This is a genomic window from Microbispora sp. ATCC PTA-5024 (genome assembly GCF_000511135.2).
GTDB lineage: Bacteria > Actinomycetota > Actinomycetes > Streptosporangiales > Streptosporangiaceae > Microbispora > Microbispora corallina.
The window spans coordinates 460,285-478,056 of sequence record NZ_KI866522.1 but is presented as its reverse complement, the minus strand read 5'-3'; the positions used below and the strand labels follow the sequence as shown (position 1 = coordinate 478,056).

The 17,772-nt window shown below is 71.9% G+C and carries 17 protein-coding genes; 5 read left to right on the top strand and 12 right to left on the bottom strand.

Translation table 11 applies throughout. From position 1 onward, the window contains the following. Positions 1-89: 89 nt before the first annotated feature. Both MPTA5024_RS02185 and MPTA5024_RS02180 read right to left on the bottom strand, forming a co-directional pair. On the bottom strand, positions 90-1,310 hold the full coding sequence (locus MPTA5024_RS02185) for an RNA polymerase sigma factor (protein WP_036319186.1): 1,221 nt from the start codon (positions 1,308-1,310) through the stop codon (positions 90-92). Continuing rightward, complete coding sequence (locus MPTA5024_RS02180; protein WP_036319184.1) at positions 1,300-1,644, bottom strand: YciI family protein; 345 nt, start codon at positions 1,642-1,644, stop codon at positions 1,300-1,302. Before MPTA5024_RS02180 ends, MPTA5024_RS02185 begins: the two co-directional genes overlap by 11 nt. Positions 1,645-1,859: 215 nt before the next feature. Here MPTA5024_RS02180 and MPTA5024_RS02175 point away from each other — a divergent pair, with 215 nt between their 5' ends. The 3 genes from MPTA5024_RS02175 to MPTA5024_RS02165 all read left to right on the top strand — a co-directional run bounded on the left by MPTA5024_RS02175 (position 1,860) and on the right by MPTA5024_RS02165 (position 4,541). Then, the gene (locus tag MPTA5024_RS02175; RefSeq protein ID WP_036319181.1) at positions 1,860-2,309 is read left to right on the top strand and encodes an SRPBCC family protein; all 450 of its coding nucleotides are present in this window, start codon (positions 1,860-1,862) and stop codon (positions 2,307-2,309) included. A gap of 33 nt (positions 2,310-2,342) precedes the next feature. Continuing rightward, a complete protein-coding gene (locus MPTA5024_RS02170) occupies positions 2,343-2,843 on the top strand; it encodes an SRPBCC family protein (protein WP_036319179.1) in 501 nt (166 codons plus the stop codon). A 306-nt stretch (positions 2,844-3,149) separates the two neighbouring features. Beyond that, positions 3,150-4,541, top strand: a complete 1,392-nt coding sequence (locus MPTA5024_RS02165; protein ID WP_036319178.1) for a ricin-type beta-trefoil lectin domain protein — start codon at positions 3,150-3,152, stop codon at positions 4,539-4,541. Positions 4,542-4,631: 90 nt separating this feature from the next. On the opposite strand, the gene MPTA5024_RS02160 is transcribed toward MPTA5024_RS02165, so the two are convergent. From MPTA5024_RS02160 to MPTA5024_RS02140, 6 genes are all read right to left on the bottom strand, one after another. After that, positions 4,632-5,732, bottom strand: a complete 1,101-nt coding sequence (locus MPTA5024_RS02160) for a hypothetical protein (RefSeq protein WP_036319176.1) — start codon at positions 5,730-5,732, stop codon at positions 4,632-4,634. After that, positions 5,729-9,163, bottom strand: a complete 3,435-nt coding sequence (locus tag MPTA5024_RS02155) for a WD40 repeat domain-containing serine/threonine protein kinase (protein ID WP_051457613.1) — start codon at positions 9,161-9,163, stop codon at positions 5,729-5,731. The genes MPTA5024_RS02160 and MPTA5024_RS02155 overlap by 4 nt, the downstream gene beginning before the upstream one ends. Positions 9,164-9,249: 86 nt before the next feature. Then, positions 9,250-9,711 (bottom strand): hypothetical protein, encoded by a 462-nt coding sequence (locus tag MPTA5024_RS02150; protein WP_036322839.1) that lies wholly within the window; start codon positions 9,709-9,711, stop codon positions 9,250-9,252. Between the two features lie 691 nt (positions 9,712-10,402). Then, complete coding sequence (locus tag MPTA5024_RS44135) at positions 10,403-10,537, bottom strand: hypothetical protein (RefSeq protein ID WP_269750526.1); 135 nt, start codon at positions 10,535-10,537, stop codon at positions 10,403-10,405. Between the two features lie 169 nt (positions 10,538-10,706). Next, positions 10,707-11,240: a pyridoxamine 5'-phosphate oxidase family protein gene (locus tag MPTA5024_RS02145; RefSeq protein ID WP_036319173.1), complete on the bottom strand. Its 534-nt coding sequence runs from the start codon at positions 11,238-11,240 to the stop codon at positions 10,707-10,709. A 258-nt stretch (positions 11,241-11,498) separates the two neighbouring features. Continuing rightward, a complete protein-coding gene (locus MPTA5024_RS02140) occupies positions 11,499-12,134 on the bottom strand; it encodes a TetR/AcrR family transcriptional regulator (RefSeq protein ID WP_442922012.1) in 636 nt (211 codons plus the stop codon). Positions 12,135-12,196: 62 nt separating this feature from the next. Here MPTA5024_RS02140 and MPTA5024_RS02135 point away from each other — a divergent pair, with 62 nt between their 5' ends. After that, positions 12,197-12,487: a hypothetical protein gene (locus MPTA5024_RS02135; RefSeq protein WP_036319132.1), complete on the top strand. Its 291-nt coding sequence runs from the start codon at positions 12,197-12,199 to the stop codon at positions 12,485-12,487. A gap of 18 nt (positions 12,488-12,505) precedes the next feature. Here the strand turns inward: MPTA5024_RS02135 and MPTA5024_RS02130 are convergent, their stop codons facing one another. From MPTA5024_RS02130 to MPTA5024_RS02115, 4 genes are all read right to left on the bottom strand, one after another. After that, positions 12,506-13,171: a LuxR C-terminal-related transcriptional regulator gene (locus MPTA5024_RS02130; protein WP_051457612.1), complete on the bottom strand. Its 666-nt coding sequence runs from the start codon at positions 13,169-13,171 to the stop codon at positions 12,506-12,508. A 10-nt stretch (positions 13,172-13,181) separates the two neighbouring features. After that, complete coding sequence (locus tag MPTA5024_RS02125) at positions 13,182-13,838, bottom strand: hypothetical protein (RefSeq protein ID WP_036319168.1); 657 nt, start codon at positions 13,836-13,838, stop codon at positions 13,182-13,184. After that, a complete protein-coding gene (locus MPTA5024_RS44570; RefSeq protein WP_442922040.1) occupies positions 13,829-15,037 on the bottom strand; it encodes a TOMM precursor leader peptide-binding protein in 1,209 nt (402 codons plus the stop codon). The genes MPTA5024_RS02125 and MPTA5024_RS44570 overlap by 10 nt, the downstream gene beginning before the upstream one ends. Positions 15,038-15,173: 136 nt before the next feature. Further along, positions 15,174-16,634 (bottom strand): FAD-binding oxidoreductase, encoded by a 1,461-nt coding sequence (locus tag MPTA5024_RS02115; protein ID WP_051457611.1) that lies wholly within the window; start codon positions 16,632-16,634, stop codon positions 15,174-15,176. Positions 16,635-16,809: 175 nt separating this feature from the next. Here MPTA5024_RS02115 and MPTA5024_RS02110 point away from each other — a divergent pair, with 175 nt between their 5' ends. After that, a complete protein-coding gene (locus tag MPTA5024_RS02110; protein ID WP_036319162.1) occupies positions 16,810-17,772 on the top strand; it encodes a hypothetical protein in 963 nt (320 codons plus the stop codon).

Below are 17,772 nucleotides of genomic sequence, written 5' to 3'. Positions count from 1 at the left end.
GCGGGCGCCCTCCCAGCGAAGTTCGAGCTTCCGTCGCTCATACTCTATTGATCGATTCCTGCGGTGGGGAAGACAAACCCGGCAGACGCTCACGCGCCGGTCTGGCGGGGCTCACTCACGGCGGAGGGTGCGGTCTCGGCCACCCGGTCGGCGAGGAAGCGCTGTTCCGGCTCGGTCTGCGCGGCGCTGAGCGCCCGGCGGTACGCCTGGTGGGCCTCGCCGTCGCGGCCGGCGCTACGCAGGAGCTCGGCGCGGGTGGAGTGGAAGTACCGGTAGTGGTCGAGGTCGAGGCCGTCGAGGATGGCCAGTCCGGCCTCGGGCCCGTCGATCGCGGCCACGGCGACGGCGAGGTTCATCTCGACGATCGGCGAGCCGGTCTGCCGGGCGAGCGTCCGGTACAGCGCGGCGATCTGACCCCAGTCGCGGGGCTCCTGCAGGTGCAGGTCGGCGATGGCCGCCTGCACCAGGTACGGCCCGCTGCGTCCGTGCGCCATGGCCCGCCGCAGCAGCTCTCGGCCCTGGTCGATCTGCCGGGCGTCCCACAGCGTACGGTCCTGGTCGTCGAGCTGGATGATCTGACCGTCGCGCAGGCGGGCCGCCTTACGGGCGTCGTGCAGCAGCATCAGCGCCAGCAACGCGAGGACTTCGGGTTCGTCCGGCATCAGGTCGGCGAGCGCGCGGCCGAGGTGGATCGCCTCCGCGGCGAGGTCGACACGGCCGCCGCCCCAGCCCTGGTTGAAGATCAGGTAGACCACGGCGAGGACGGCCGCCAGCCGGTCGGGAAGCTGATGGTCGGGCGGCACGGCGAACGGGATGCCCGCATTGCGGATCTTGTGTTTCGCCCTGGTCAGCCGCTTGCTCAGGGTCTCGAACGGGACGAGGAACGCGAGCGCGATCTCGTCGGTGGACAGGCCGCCGAGGGTGCGCAGGGTGAGCGCCACCTGCGCCTCGAGGGCGAGCGCCGGGTGGCAGCAGGTGAAGATCAGCTCCAGCCGCTCGTCCGGGATGGTGGCGGAGTCGTCCACGAAAGCCTCCGGTGGCCGCGGCCCGGTCTCGATGTCGCGGGCGAGAAGCGTCGTCTTGTCGGCCAGGACCTGCCGGCGGCGCAGGTGGTCGATGGCGCGGTTGCGTGCGGTCGCGACGAGCCAGCCGGTGGGGTTGGCCGGTTCCCCGTCGCGCGGCCAGCGTTCGGCGGCGATGGCGAACGCTTCGGCGGCCGCGTCCTCGGCGAGCTCGATGTCGCCGAGGATTCCGACCAGGGTGGCCAGCACGCGGCCCCACTGGTCGCGGAAGACGGCGTCAAGCGCCACGGAAGCGTCCGTCGAGGATGGGCCGCACCTCGATCGCGGTGCCGGGCCTGGTCTCCTCGAGCATCTCCGCGGCGATGGCGAGCGCCTGGTCGAGGTTGTCGGCCTCGATGAGGATCAGGCCGGCCAGGTACTCCTTGCTGTCGATGAACGGCCCGTCGGTCAGCAGCATCCGTCCGTCGTCGTTGCGCAGCGTCGTCGCCGACTCGTCGGCGTGGAGCCGCGCCCATCCGGTGACGTCCGGCCGGTCGAGCAGATGGGCGAGGCCACCCGGAATGGGGCGCGACGCCCGGTCCGTGTCCTCCGGGGGGGAGTAGGCCAGCAACGCGTACTGCATATGTCCTCCTGTCGCAGGTCTGTGCCGCTTCGAGTATCAGACGAACGGCGGCGCCGTGGACGGACGGCGACCGCCCGCGAATTTTTTTCCGGCGCGGGTGTCCGTCCGGCGTCCGGCCGTTCGTCACTGCTGCGGATCCCCCGAGAGGGGGCCCGAGCAGCCGCCCAATCGACCCGGCCGACGTCCTCGCCGGCCGGCCGACCGAAGGACCCACATTGCCTGACATCCTGCACCGAATCAGCATCGACGCCCCCTCGCAGCGGGTGCACGACCTCATCGCCTCCACCGACGGCATCGCCCTCTGGTGGACCGGGCGGCCGCTCACGGGCGACCACGCCGTCGGCTCCGGCTTCGGCGTCTGCTTCGGCGACGCCGACAAGCCCGCCGCGGTGATGGAGGTCCTCACCGACACCCCCGACCACGTGGTGTGGCGGGTCATCGAAGGACCCGACAGCTGGATCGACACCCGGATCAGCTTCACGCTCCGGCCCAGGGATGACGGCGGCACCACGCTTCTGTTCACCCATGCCGGCTGGCAGGAGGCCGGGGAGTTCATGAGCGGATGCAGCACCAACTGGGGTTCCTACCTCACCAGCCTCAAGACCGGCGCGGAAAGCGGCGCGTTCGCCGCGTACCCCGCCGGCGAGATCAGCCGCTGGGACTGAACACCGACCGACCGATCGACCGAGGAGGATTCCATGACCACCGAATACACGACCGGCCCGAACGCCGCGCGGCTCGAGCGCACCTACGACGCCCCGGCGGAGCTGGTCTGGGAGCTGCTGACCACCGCCGCCGGCCTCGAGGAGTGGTGGGCGCCCAAGGGCTTCGAGAGCCGGGTGAGCGAGCTCGAGGTCAGGCCCGGCGGCCAGGTGCGGTTCACCATGACCGCGACCGCCCCGGAGCAGGTCGCGTACATGCGGGACGCCGGCATGCCGCTCTCGAGCGAGTTGCACAAGACGTTCACCGAGGTCGCGGCGCCGACCCGCCTCGCCTACGTGTCGCCGATCGACTTCGTGCCGGACCACGAGCCGTACGAGCACCTGACGACCATCGACATCGAGCCCGCCGGTGACCGCACGACCCTGGTCATGACGCTCGACCCCCTCCACGACGACACGTGGACGCAGCAGCACCGCGCCCATCGGGGCGACGAGCTCGACAACCTCGAGGCGGCGATCCGGCGACGCACCATGTGATCACTGCGAGGCCGTACGGGAGGCCGAGCGGCGCAGGTCCACTGCCCGCGCACGCTCCGCCTCCCGCCGGCTTCCGGGCCGGCGGCGTTCCGAGCTGAGGAGCCGTGAAAGTTTCCTCCGCCGTGTCCGGTGGGTCGGTCCCGTGCCCAGGTCAGCGGGGGAGGGCGGGAGCCGGCCGCCCCCTCGCCGTTGCCCCGCGCCCGAACCGCGGATAGCTTCCGACGCACGTCCGACGCCCGCGGCCGGCACGTGGTCCTGCGCCGCGGTGAACGGGGCGCTCCGTCCACCGCGATCGGATTGGCAACCATGAGAAGAAGACTGGCCTGGTCGACGACGCTCATCGCGGCCGTTCTCACGATCGCCGGACTGCTCGTGCCCGCTCCGGCCCTGTCCGCCGCAGCGACGATCCACCCCGGTGTGCTCTGGTACGACACCGCGGGCAACCGGCTGCAGGCGCACGGCGCCGGCGTGTTCAAGGTCGGTTCGACGTACTACATGGTCGGCGAGGACAAGACGGCAGGCGCCACGTTCACCGCAGTGGCCTGCTACTCCTCGACCGACCTCGCCACCTGGACCAGGGTGGGCAACGCGCTGAGCCGCCAGAGCAGTGGCGACCTCGCGGCCGGGCGCATCGTGGAGCGGCCCAAGGTGCTCTACAACTCCGCCACCGGCCAGTACGTGATGTGGATGCACATCGACAACTCCTCCTACAGCGACGCGCGCGCCGGGGTGGCCACGAGCCCGACGCCGTGCGGGCCGTACACCTATCGGGGCTCCTCCCGCCCCCTCGGGTTCGAAAGCCGGGACATCGGCCTGTTCAAGGACGACGACGGCACGGCGTACCTGCTGACCGAGGACCGCGCCCACGGCCTGCGCATCGACCGGCTCTCGAACGACTACACCCAGGCGGTGAGCTCGGCGGCCGTGCTCGCCGACCTGGAGTCCCCGGCCATGGTGAAGGTGAACGGGCGGTACCTGCTGTTCGCCTCGCACCTCACGGGCTGGTCCACCAACGACAACGTCTACGCCACCGCAGGCTCGCCGTCCGGCCCGTGGAGCGGATTCAGCACCTTCGCCCCGTCCGGCAGCCGTACGTTCGACTCCCAGACCTCGTTCGTCCTGCCGGTCTCCGGTTCGTCCGGCACCACGTACGTCTACATCGGCGACCGGTGGAACTCCAACGACCTCAACAGCTCCCTCCCCGTCTGGCTGCCGCTCACAATCAACGGCGGCACCGCGTCGATGAGCACCTACTACGACGCCTGGACCATCGACACGGCCACCGGCACCTGGGCCGCGGTGCCCTCGCAGAGCTTCTCGCTCGTCGGCGCCCAGTCGGGCCGCTGCCTCGACGTCACCGGCGGCGCCGCCGTCAACGGCTCGACCGCGCAGATCTACGACTGCAACGGCGGCGGGGGCCAGAAGTGGTCCCTCACCTCCGCCGGGGAACTGCGCGCGTTCGGCGGCGCCAAATGCCTCGACGTGTTCGACCAGAAGACGACGGCCGGGTCCACGGTGGGCATCTGGGACTGCAACGGCGGCGTCAACCAGAAGTGGACCCTCAACTCCAACGGCAGCGTCGTGGGCGTCCAGTCGAACCTGTGCCTGGACGTTAACGGCAACCAGACCGCCAACGGAACCAAGGTGCAGATCTGGACCTGCAACGGCGGCGCCAACCAGAGGTGGACCCGCTCCTGACCACCCCCGGGTCCCGCCCGCGGTTCCGGGCGCAGGACCGCCGTCGGCGGGACGGCGTCCGTGCGCCCGGGCGGGTGGTCCCGATGGCCTTCACTTCCGCTTCACCGTGACGCTGGCATTGCCGTTGCCCTCGCTGGTGCCGCGTTTCTGGTAGTGGGCCTTCCACGTGCCGGTCTCCCCGGGGGTGAAGCCGACGGTGAAGAAGCCGTTGTTGCGGGTGACGTCCGCTCCTGACGGCGAACCGTCCTTCTGCTTCACCCCGACGCTCCTGCCGGAGTAGTTCGCCCAGCTCCTGTTCTTGTCCTTCTCCCGCCTCCGCTTGAGGTAGCCGCTGAACACCACGTCCTCCTTCGACCCGATCGTCGAGGGGGACGCGGCGAAGCTGAAGATGCGGACGTGCAGGAACTCCGGAGGCACCCGGGCCGTGTTCCGGGCCTCACGGCTCCGGGCGCCGCGCGTCGCGCTCGCCGCTCTCGCCCGGCCGGCGGCGAACGTCATGACCGGGCCGGGCACGTCCTCGGGGGGATCGTAGGCCGCCCGCCAGAACCTCGACTCCTCGGCCGTGACGGTCACCTCGAAGTCGCCCCTCGGTCCGGTCACCGTGTCGGTGATCTCGATCCAGGCGAAGGAGTCCGGGTAGCGGAACTCGAGCGTCACCGGCTGGTCGGCGAACCCGGCGAACTCCTGGCCGCCGCCCACCTGCACCTCCAGTTTCCCGCGCAGCAGGATCGGGGTTCCGGCGTCCTCCTCCTCGGGCGTGACGTCGAACGCCGGGAACCGGGTGGCCTGCCGGGCGTCGGGTTCCTCCGCGGTGAACGTCACCTCGGCCGCCGCCTCGCCGTACATGAGGGAGAGCCCCCAGGAGCCGGCGGCGGCCACCGGCAGCGGGCCGTCGGCCTCCCACGAGGTCTCCTCGGGAGTCGTCAGCGCGGCGCGGAAGGCCAGCGGCGCGGTCGTCCCGTCGGGTGCGGTGAGCGTTCCGGTCAGCGTCTCGTCGCGCCCGCCCGCGGTGACCACCCGGACCCCGACCGACGCCCCCGATCCGGCGACGAGGAGCACCGGGTCGGGATCGACCTCGGCGAAGACGATGTGCGCGGGGACGTCGACGCCGACCGTGCCGCCGCGCAGGAGGCCGAGCAGCCATCGGAGGAAGTCGAGGAGCCGCCGCAGGAGCGTGGTGAGCCAGTTCATGACGTTGGACAGTCCCTCCCATAGAGCGCCAACCGCGCGCACACGACGTTCAGCGCCGCCCGCGGGTCGATCGGATACGTGCGCAGCACCTCGTCCTCCGCCAGGCTGAGCAGCCGGCGGCCGTCGGGGGTGAACGCGAGTGACAGGACGACGCCCGCCTGCATCCGGTACGGCGTGCCCAGCGGCCGCCGCGACGCCACGTCCCACAGGCTCACCTCGCCGCTCTGACCGCCGACGGCGAGGTATCGGTCGTCCGGTGAGAACGCCAGCGCCGTCGCCTCGTCTCCGGGCATGGCGAGCTGCCCGATCCGCGCATGGGTCGTCGCGTCCCACAGGGCGACGCCCACGTCGCTGAACCCGGTGGCGATGATCGCACCGCTGCGGCTGAAGGCCACCGACCTCACGCCCGTTCCGCTGGCCCCGAAGGAGCCCGCGGCGCTCCGCCCTCCGGTCAGGGACACCAGGGCGTTGTGCTCGCTCCCCACGGCCAGCGCCGTGTCAGCCGGGTCGAAGGCCATCGCGTCCGCGCCGGGCGGCCCGGGCGACGGCCCCGGCCCGGGAACCCGGCTCCAGGGAACGGCGGACGATCCGCCCGTCGCGACCGCGGTTCGCCAGACCTCCACAGGACCCCAGGTGTCGTCGCGGGCCGGAGCGACGGCGAGGTAGCGGCCCGACGGGCTGAAGGCCAGTCCTCTGGGCCACGTGCCCGGCGGGCGCCTCAGGCGGGTGAGCACCGTGGGGGGCCACGTCACGAGGTCCCAGACCGTCACGTCGGGCGAGGCCAGGGCCCCCGTCGCGAGTGTCCGCCCGTCGGGGGAGAAGGCGAGCGCCAGCCCTTCGCCCAGGGCGACGGCCGCACCACGGCGGGTGTCGCGCAGCCATACGCGGGTGCCGTCCGAGTAGGCGGCGAGACGGCCGTCCCCGCTGAGCTGGCCGCTCGCGATCCCGTGTGCCGTGCCCGGGGCGCCGGTGAGGTCGCCCAGGGAGACGGTCACCACGGACCCGTCGCCGCGCAGATAGCTCAGGGTGCGGTCGCCGGGTCCGACGGCCGCGGTCAGCCCGCCGCCGGAGTCGTCGAGACCGTAGGAAAGGAGACTGCGGCCCGTGACGGCCGACCAGACGCCGATGGCCGACCAGTCGAAGGTGAGCAGCAGCGCGCCGTCGGGGCTGAACTCCATGCGCGCGGCGGCCGCGCCCTCCAGGACGACGTCGGCGCCCTCGGGACGGTGAATCCGCACCTGGTCTCCGGCGCAGACCGCTACCGCGCCGCCGGGACCGAAGGCGACGGCCGCGCCCCTGCCGCCGTCGGGTGCGTCCACGCGGGCGCCGGTGGCCAGGTCCCAGAACTCGAACCGCCGTCCGGTGACCATGGGTGCGGCGAACCGGTCCGACATGGCGACGGCCTTGACGTCCGGGCCCGGGCGGTCGACGACCAGGCGGCCCGAGCCGGGCTCCCACACCTGCCAGCGGCCCGCCTTCACATCGACGATCGCCATGTATCGGCCGCCGGGACTGAAGGTCAGTTCGCTCCCGCCCCTGCCGAAGGCGGGTCCGGCGGGGCGCGAGGTGGTGAGGTCCCAGGTGGTGACCGTCGGGCCGGCCACGGCCAGCACCCGGCCGTCGGGGTTGAAGGCGGCAGCGGTCACCGCGCCGCCGGGGATGTCCACCTCGGCGACCCGGCGCCGCGTCCGGACGTCCCACACCGACGCCCGGCCCGAGTCGGCGATCGCCAGCCGCCGCCCGTCGTGGCTGAGCGCGAACACCGCGGCCCCCGTCACGTTCGACGGCCGGAAGACGTCGTCCTCCAGCTGGGACACCGAGCCGTACAGGGCGGCCCTCGCCTCCAGCACCGGGGCGAGCCGCCAGGCGCGCACGCTGAGTGTCATCGCGCGCAGCGGATCGTCGGCGCGCGCCGTCTCGGCCTCCGCCGCAAGGGCGCGGGCCAGGCCGATGTCACGTTCCCGTACGGCCTCCGCCCGTTGCGTGACGGCGACGCCGCCGGCGGCGAGCGCGATGACCAGCAACCCCGACAGGGCGGCGGTGATCTGCCTGCGGCGCCGGTCGCGGATCCGGCTGTGGGCCAGGCCGGCGTCGAGGAAGGCGTTCTCGACGAGGTTGAGGGTGACGTGCTGGCGGCCGGTGGCGGCCCAGCTGAGCGCGGTCTCCAGGGCGCTGCCCTGGTAGAGGTCGGCGGTGCGGCGGCCGTGGGCGTCCCAGTGCTGGGCGGCGGCGCCGAGGCGGCGGTGGACGCGCAGCCCGTCGCGGTCGGCGTCGATCCACTCACGCATCCGGGGCCAGGCGCGCAGCAGGGCGGCGTTGGCGAGCGAGACCGTCTCGCCGTTGCGGACGACCAGCTCCGCGCGGACGAACCCGGTCAGGACGCGTTCGAGGACGGGCGGCTGGACGACGCCGTCGTCGAGTTCGTCGGAGGGGACCTCGCGCAACATGTCCTCGGCGCCGTCGCCGGGCATGACCATCCGGAGCATGATCTGGGGCACGAGCGCCTGGTCGGTGCCGCGCAGGCGCCGGTAGACCTGCTCGGCGACCGATTCGAGGGGCGGCGGCGACAGCTGCGCCGGGGGTCGTATCCGTTCGGCGGCCCTGCTGCCCTCGGCCAGCAGCGCGTCCGCGCTCAGCCCGCGGCCGCCGACGAGCGACAGCAGCAGGGACCGGGAGGTCGGACGGTCGTCGGGGTCCTTGGCGAGCGCCGCGGCGACGAGATCGCGCAGCGGCTCCTGGAGGAAGGACACGTCGATGTCGGTGGCCAGGATGCGGTGCAGCAGCGCGGCCAGGTTCTCCCCTTCGAAGGGGTCGCGGCCGATGGCCGCGTAGAGGACGACGGCGCCCCACGCCCAGACGTCCACGGCGGGCCCGGCGCGCCGGCCGACCACGGTCTCGGGGGCCATGAAGGCGGGTGTGCCGGCGACCTGGCCGGTCGGCGTGAGGGACATCTCGGAGGTCCGCGCGATGCCGAAGTCGATGACGCGAGGGCCGTCGGGGCCGATCAGGATGTTGTCGGGCTTGAGATCGCGGTGGATCACCCCGGCCTCGTGGATGGCGGTCAGCGCGGTGGCGATGCCGGTGGCCAGCCGGCGCAGGTCGTCCGGGCCGTAGGGGCCGCCGCTCTCGACGGCCCGGCGCAGGCTGGGCCCGCCGACGTACTCGCTGACGATGTAGGGCCGGACGCCGTCGAGCTCGACGGACAGGACGCGGGCCGTGCAGAACGCCGCCACCGCTCGGGTGGCCGCGGCCTCCTTGGCGAACCTTCCGCGCAGCTCGGCCCCGGCGCTCGGGTGCAACACCTTGATCGCGACACGCCGCCCGGACGCGTCGTACCCCTCGTAGACGACGCCCTGCCCGCCCTCTCCCAGACGGCCCGCCAGCCAGTACTCACCGAGCTGGCGCGGATCGCCGGGGGCAAGGGCGGGCATAGCACCGATGGTGCACCGATTGCCCGGTCGCGTCGAGGCTGCCCGCCCCGACCCGGTCCGTACGGCGGCGCTCCAGCGGTGATCCCCTAAGAGGCGGTCGCCTCGGCCTGGCGGCGGATCGCCGCGAGCAGGCGGCGCATGCCGAGCACGTGGGCTCCGGTGCCGATCACCAGCATGCGGTAGCCGCGCCCGGCGGCGCCCGGGAAGGCGGCCCGGCTCTCGGCCCGCAGCCGGCTGAGGGCCGGCCCGAGCGGCTCGATCCGGAACACGAGGGTGTAGTCCGAGAAGCGGTGCCGCCCGGCCAGCGCCAGGTCTCGTCCGGGTACGGCCGACATGACCCGGAAACCCGGCACGGTCGAGCCCTCGGCGGGCGGCCAGGGCCAGGCCTTCGCACACGGCTCGGCTCTCACGATCCGGGCGTAGCGGGCCGAGGAACCGCGCGAGAAGGACCGGGCGAACACCAGGGCCGCCGCCTGCCACAGCGCCTCGGGCCCGGCGGCGACGGTGATCGTGTGCTCGTCCAGCCAGGGCAGCAGGTCGTCCGACATCAGGCCTCCACAGCGGCTCAGTCCGGCGGTGCGCCGGGACCATCCTCCCAAGCACCGCCGCGGCCACATCGGGCGCCCCCACCTCTCCGCGACCACCGGGCGGGTCGCGTTCCGTCGTGTCCGCTGCTTGCCGATCCGGAGCGTCCGGCGCGCCACACGCGCCACCGCCGGCGGCGACCGGGGCCGTCCTCGACGAGGCCGGCGCTGTTGCCGACGCTCCCGCATCAAGGCCGGTATCTCCGGCCACGCCAGCCCCTGACGGGCGTGCCCTGGACCTACCAGGGCGTCGGCGCCACGGTGACCGGTCTGCTGCTGACCGTCTTCTCCACCCTCACCGGCGAGTCCGTGGTCCGCTGGCTCGGACCGGCCGGCGGCCTGCTGATCGCCGTCATCGGGGCGGGTCTCCTGAGGTCGGCCTGGCAGGGCCGTCATGGACAGGAACCCAGTCATCACGACCACGCGCATGGACACGGCCACGGGCACGGTGACGGTGGCGGACCTCGGAGCGCGGAGGGCGGCGGGGTGGCGCTCCTGGAGCGAGGAGATCACGGGCGGAAGGAGCGGGGCTCGCGCCGCGGGCTGGTGGGCATGGGAGTGGCCGGGGGACTGGTGCCCAGCCCGTCGGCGCTCGTCGTCCTGCTCGGCGCGGTCGCGCTCGCCGCACCTGGTTCGGGATCGCCCTCGTGTTCGCCTACGGCGTCGGGATGGCCGCCTCGCTCACCGCCGCGGGGCTGCTCCTGGTCAGGCTGGCCGGGTCGCTGCACCGGGTCGCGGCGAGGAGCCACGGCGTCGCGGCCCGTCTGTCGGCGACGGTGCCGATCGTCACGGCCTGCGTCGTCGTCGTGCTCGGCCTGGGCCTGGCGTTTCGCGGCCTCACCGGTTCCGCCTGGCCAGGGCCTCCGAGTTCCGTCGCACCCGTCCTGGACCTGCTGAAGGCGGGCCGCGCTGTGCGGCAGGTGGCCGCCGATCCGCGGATGGTCTGGTCGCTGATGCCCTCAACTCCACCGGTAGCGGGTCTGGGACGAGTGGGTACCGGTGGCGAAGGCGAACCCCTTGTCCGGCTGGACCCGGTAGAGCTGAACAGTCCCGGTCCGAACGGCGTCGCCCAGTCGGTACCAGGTTCCGTCCTCGCGGGTGAGGTGCCAGCCATAGGCCTGCTCGAACGCGGTCGCCACGGTCTGCCTGGTCGCCTGGTCGGTGACCAGGCTCGCGGTGCCTTCGATGACGTAGTCCATGCGGGTCAGGGTGTCCGTTCCGGTGGTCAGCGCGCAGTAGGGGTTGGCGCTGAGGTTCTTGGCCTTCTGCTCGCTGTCGCCGGTGGTGAACCACATCGCGCCGAACGCCCAGATCGCCAGCAACGGTGTCACGTGGGGGCGGCCATCCCGGCGTACCGTGCACAGCTGGAATTTCTGGGTCCGGCGCAGTGCCCACTCCGTCGCCTCCCACGGCGTCGGGGCGGCGCCCGGCGAGGAGAACGGACCGAGGCTGGTCTGCGGCGTGGTCGAGTCGCCGGTCGTATCAGCGGACATGACTGTCTCCTTGTGATCGTCGCGAATTCCGCCCTGGGCGCATCCGCGCGGGGGTCAGCGGGTCCCGGACAGATGGTCGGCCAGGAGCGTGGTGACCGACAAGCGCCTCGCCACTTCCCCGGCCGTGCGGATCAATCGCCCCTGCCGCTGGGCGGAAAACGGTGTGCCGCCCGCCCGTGCCCTCCCCAGCATGCCGGCCCGGTGGCACGGGGGTCTCGAAACGGGCCCGCAGCCGGTCGGTGGTCCCCGGCCCGGACGTCAGACGATGAGCAGCCGACGCCAGGTGTCGGCCAGCCACGCGGTGAACCGCTCCGCGGGCCAGCCCCGGTCCTCGACCAGCAGGCAGTAGAACTCCGGCGAGTTGGTCGCCCAGACGACGTCGGCGATCTCGTCCACGTCGAGCCCCGGCCGCACCTGTCCGGTGCCGACGAGTTCCTGTGCCAGCTCACGCATGTTCGCCGCGCGCCGGTGGGCGATGTCCCGCCAGACCTCGCGGACCTCCGGATGCGTCGCCGTCTGGGCGACGCGCAGCAGCGGCGCCAGCCTGCTGTGGATCTCGCCGATCGCGTGCGCGTATATCTCCAGCTTGCGCCCGGCGTCGGGTTCGGCGCGGATGGCCTGTACGTATCCGCGTTGCCGGGCGGGGACGGCCCGGTCGGTGCCGGACAGCGCGGTCTCCACCAACTGCAGGAAGAGCGCGGGCTTGCGGCCCACCGCGGCGTAGACGGTGTCCAGGGCGACGCCGGCCCGCTCGGCGATGTCGCTCATCGTCGTGGCCCCGTAGCCGCGGGAGGTGAACAGCTCGCGGGCCGTCTCCAGGATGGCCCGCCGGTTGGCCTCGGCCGCCTCCCGCCGCCCGCTGGCGTCGTAGCGCCTCTTGACCTGTCCTGCCACGCGGCTCATGCTAACACTATTCGTCCGAAGTGAATTCGGATCAAAGTCGCCAGGGAGGACCCATGGCACACGCGTTCACCTACGAGGTCCCGATCGGGCCCGACGTCTACGCCCGCATCAAGGAGGGACTGGGACCCGAGCCGCCCAAGGGGCTCATCGCGCACCTGGCCTACCGCACCGGCAACGGCCTGCGCTACGTCGACGTGTGGGAGTCCGAGGCCGACTGGCAGACATTCGCCGAGGAACGCCTCCACCCGGTCGTCGACAGCGTCCTGACCGAGGCACTCGGATTCCGCCCGCCCGAGCCCCCACTCGAGCGGCTCGACCTCGTCGACGCCTGGATCGGAGCCTGAAACGAGGTCCTGCCGCAGTCACAGCCCGTACAGGTCGCGTGAACAGCGGCCGGAGGTCTTCGGCCCTCCACCCGTGCTCGGCAACTCCCCGACGTTGTTCGCGTAGATCACCGTCTGGAGGCGGTTGGTTGTGCCGAGCCGTTCGAAGATGTCCTTGACGTGCGACTTCACCGTCGATGTCGCAAGCGTCAGGCGCTGGGCGATCTCTGGATTGGACAGGCCCATCGCCATCAGGTTCAGCACCTCACGCTGACGGCGGGTGAGACTGCCTACCAGGTGAGCCTCCACATCGTCGTCGTGCTGGGAGGGGAGCGTGTCGGCCAGCCTTCTCACGAGCTCGCCGTCCATGGGGAGGTAGCCCGATCCCACGACTCTGATAATCGCCACCAGCTCGCTCGCCGCGATGTCCTGGCTCTTGAGCACGCAGGTTCGGTACCGCAGGAGATCGATCTCGTATCCGCCCGTGTCGGAGGTGAGGAGGAGTACGCGCGACTCCATGCCGCTCGCGCAAAGAAGGCGGGTCGCGTGCATGACCCCGTCGTCCACTCGAGGGACGTCCACGATGAAGAGGTCGGGCCGCAGACCTGCGCCAAGACGCAGCGCCTGCGCCAGTGTGGTGGCCATGGCCACGATCTGCAGGTCCGGCTGGGCCTCGATGATCGCCGCGACCCCACTGCGGGCCAAGATGTTGTCGTTAACTAAGAGGATCTTCACTGTTGCCTGCCGCCTGGGTCTCCGGAGCCGGTGCGAATCCGAGGGTCACGGTGAACAGGTGGCGCAGGCCCGGCCGCCATCGGTCGGCGGCCTTGGTGATCTCGCCGCAGGTCCCACCGTACGCGCAACCCACCAGGCCGGACGAGATGGCCGACAGCCAGCATGCGTGACCCAGCGCCCCGGCTCGAACGAGAAGGCCGCCGTAGCCGACGCCGCGCGGCGCGCAGGCCGCCCCGACGTCACCACAGACGAACACCGACGCCGCGCCATCGCCGTAGAACTCGCGTACGGCGCCCAGGCCGCAATCAGAGGCGAGGAGTGCGCACGCCCCTTGGCCCACCCGGTACAACCCTTCGGCCATTCCCCGAACGTGGGACGCGCCCACAAGCAGGACCAGCTCGTGTTCGTTGTACGGAGTCCACAGGCGCGGGGCGTCGTCGATCACCTGCAGTAGCAGATCGGCGGATATCGCCTCCTCGCCGAACGATCTGACCGCACGACGACACCGGAGCACCCGGGCGACCTGTTCCGCCGATGGCCCGGCGTGGGCCGCGGGCCGGGCCGGGCGGATGTCTTGTCGACCGCCGAGCAGTCCGGCCACCGCTCGAGCCGGCTCGTCGATGGGGATCAAGGGCATGTCTCGTGTTCCTTCCCTTGAACGAGTGCGATCGCGGTCATCACCACCGCAGGTGGACGCAGGCCCAGGGCGGCGGACAGCCGGTCGTCCCGGCCGCCGACGAAGGTGACGTCGAGTCCGTACGCCCGTGCGATGGCCACGAGCTGGGTCGCCGCGCATCCCGCGTCGAGGTGGGCCAGCCGGTGGGCGAACGGTCCGTACTTGGGGGAGAGGCGGTCCACACGGCCCACCATGACGATGTGCAGGGCCCCGGGAGCCGGCTCGATGGGAGCCTCGATGGGGGTAGGGCCACACGCGATCAGTGCGTGGGCCTCGTCGTCATATCGGAACGAACCTCGCCTGGACAGGACGTACAGCTCGACAGAGCCCAGATTGCCTCCGCTGGGCGCCCATCGGCGCCCCGGCTCCGAGCGGCGACCGGCCACGCGAGAGAGCAATCCCGCGACGGATTGACGGCTCAGGGTTCCGGTGGGGGAGGGAACCCCGGGCGTCGGGGGCAGCCGGACGGCCGGAAGACCGGGGCCTGCCCGGGGGACCCCGCCGTGCGCCTGGCAGGCGTTCCGCTCGGGGAGCACGCCGCCGGCGGCTATCGCCGGAGGAGGCCGTTCCATCTGCCACTCGTACGCCTCGACGAGTGCGGCGTTCCCGTCCCTGTGGCGGATGCCCCCGCCGCACTCCGGGCACCCGGGGTACGGCGTGACCAGGAAGCGGGTGGCGTGATGGGTGCGGATGTCGACTCTATGAAGGACCCGATGGCCCGACCGCGTGGCGACACGACGGAGGATCAGGGACGCCTCACGCACGGCCATCGCGCTGAGGAGCTCGTCGGCGCCTGGAGCCGGCGCGGCCCTGCTCCCGGTGCGGCTGTCGGTGCGGCTGTCGGTGCGGCTGTCGGTGCGGCTCTCGGTGCGGCTCTCGGTGGTGAAGGCCGCGGCGCGGCCCCGGCTCAGGCAGTTCGCGCACGCGGTCAGCCCTCGCTGAAGCCGCGGCCCCACTTCGACGTGCCCGGCCGACCGCCCGATGCGGAGGACCGGGATGCCCGATCGCCAGCAGTCTCCGATCACCCGCGGTGAGTCGTCGGACGCTATCACCAATTGCGGCCCGATGGCGGCCAGCGGATTCCACTCTGTCTCTCCGGAATAGCGGTGCGGAGTGACAGGGAACACGTCGGCCCGGCGACCCAGGCCGGCCGCCACCATTTCCGTTACCTCTTCCGCCGCCGCCACGGCCACGACTGGACGCCTTTCGGCGTAATTCTCTGACTCCATCAAGCAGTCCCTCGAAATGCTGCTTCCGGCGGGTCCGAGTCAACGGTAGACAGAACTGGATCTTCGGTCAAGACGACGAATTGTTCGGTGAACAACGCCCGTCCGGGCGCGTCGCATCGATCAACCGATCAACCACGTCAGCCTGGGTAGCCGTACACGACGGCCGTATATTAGGCATGAATCGAAAGAAATTCTCCGGGTCGTGGACGAGTTTCAGCTCGCGAAGTCGCCGATATGTTTTCCTCTGGTAGGCGTTCTCCACTCCGGAGGCGTCGTTGAGGAAATTCAGGAACGACCTGCCCGTGGAATGCGGCCGCAGCCGGTCAGCGAGCGCCACCAGATCCGATTCGGCGGCCACCGAGCCGATCGGCGCCTCCGCCGTGACTGAGAAGACCACGTCGCGATGTCCGACAGGAGATTCCTCGGGAGAGACGCGGGTCGTCGCTCCGCCCCAGTGACGCAGCTCCAGCAGGGGCAGTGCGGAGTCCGCCGCGGCGACGAGGGCGTCCAGCACGGCGTCGGGGAACGCAGGGAGCAGGGCGACGTGGTCGCGAGCCTGACGGAACGAGCGCGGGGGGCCGATGAGCGCCTTGGCGGCGTAGTCCATCGCCCGGAATCCGCCGAGCAACGGACGGCCGAAGCCACGGCGGAACGGCGTGAGCATCCCTTCACCGGTCCGAGCGGGGCCCAGGTAGGTCGCCCGGACCACGACGACTCGCCGTCCCCGCATCCGGTCGGGCACGTCGGGCGCGTCGGGCATGGTCACGACGACGAGAGACGACACGAGCTCGTCGGGCTGCCCGGACACCCAGTCACGGTAGAAGGCGATCAGCTCGGCGGCGCGGGAGATCGGCAGTGCGAGGCTGCCCGAGTAGACCTCGCCGACGGGATGAAGGCGGATGTCGAGGGAGGTGACCACGCCGAAGTTGCCGCCCCCGCCGCGCAGGGCCCACAGGAGATCCGGGTCGTCGCCGGGCCCGAAGACCGTGATCCGTCCGTCTGCCGTGACGAGCTCGCCGCCGAGCAGGCTGTCGGCGGCGAAGCCGTACTTGCGCGCCAGCAGGCCGGTGCCCCCGCCGAGGGTGTAGCCGGCGGCCCCCACCCATGGGGACGAGCCGGAGATCGGGGCGAGACCGAAGGGAAGCGCGGCCTCGATCACCCGCCGGAGCCGGGCGCCGCAGCCGACCCTCGCCATGCTCCTGGCCGGGTCAACCCGGACATGGGACATGGCCGAGGTGTTCAGCAGCAGCCCTCCGGTGAACGGGACGAGCTGGCCGTGGCCCGTCGCGCGCACCGCGAAGGGCTCGCCCAGATCTCGGGCGGCCAGCACCGCGGCCCGGACGTCCGCCGCGCCGGTCGCCGACGCGATCGCGGCCGGGCGGCAGTGCACGTGATCCCGCCAGACCCAGCGCGACCGGTCGTACCCGGCTTCGCCCGGCAGGGCGATCCGGCCGGCGAATCCGGCGGCGGACCCGCCGAGAGCCTGGGCGAGCCGTGCCCCGGATCCGATCAGAGGCGCAGTCGACATGCCAGCGATTGAAGCCCGCTGGTCTCCTCCGGATAATCCCCCCGTTGGGGGAGACCGATCCCGACCGCACCATCCTCTTGAGGGGACAAGGTCGGTCTCCTCCCCCTTCGGATGGATTGAGGGGCAGTCTGGCGAAGACTTCAATCCGCGCATGGGCCGATTGACATCCGAAGACGTGCCATCCGATATCGACTCCCTCTTCGACGGCTGGCTCGACCTCGCCCCGCGAGAAGCGGTGCTCGTGCTGTTCTCGGTGGAGAACACCGCTCAGGCGATCCGGCTCGCCGCCCGTGCCGAGCGCGAGGGTCACACGATCACTCCGGTGGCGGCCGGCAGTCCCGACACCTCGTACATGGGCCGCGTGAACGAGGCCCTCGACCGCCTGGAGCGCGCCGGTTCCCGCGTCACGCTCGTCACGCTGGAGCACGACCTGATCGAGGGGCTGGACGAGCTGATCCTCGCATGTGCGGGCAGAACCTGCCCGGTCTCCGTGAGCCGCGTGACCGGATGCCGTCCCGAACCGTTCGACGGGTGGGCCCTCCCGAGCCGGGGGATCGTCGCGAAGACGAATCGGGATCTCGCGCGACGCCTCAACGCCCTCCCCGAAGTGGACCTCGAGACGGCCGGTGGCGCGCGCCTGCGGGTGAGCCGCCCACCCGCCGGGGACGGATGGCGGAGCAGCCCTGATGACGTCCTGCCTCCGGGCGGCGTCTTCGCCGTCGATCCAGTGCTGGACGGGGTGTTCGTCGCCGACGGCGCGATCACCGTCAACCGCCCGATCGCCTTCGATGTGCGCCTGGCCGCGAGCCCGGCCACCCTGGTCGTGAAGGACAGCCGGGTCGTGGACCTGGACTGCCCGGATCCGCGCGTCGCCAAGCTCCTGAGCCGGGCGCTCGCGTTCGGCGACTGCGGCGTGGCCGGCTCGGTGGAGGTCAACGCCAACCACGGTGCCGGCCCCTTCGTCCCGGACAACGGACTGATCAACCGTCGTCGGCCGGGCTTCCTGCTCTCGCTCGGGCACCGGCCCCGGATCGGAACTCCCCGGCATTCGGCCGGCCTGCACATCGACCTGGCCTCCGCGTTCGGCCGGGTGCTCACCGACGACTGGGTGTTCGACACCCGCATGAGCACGAGGTGA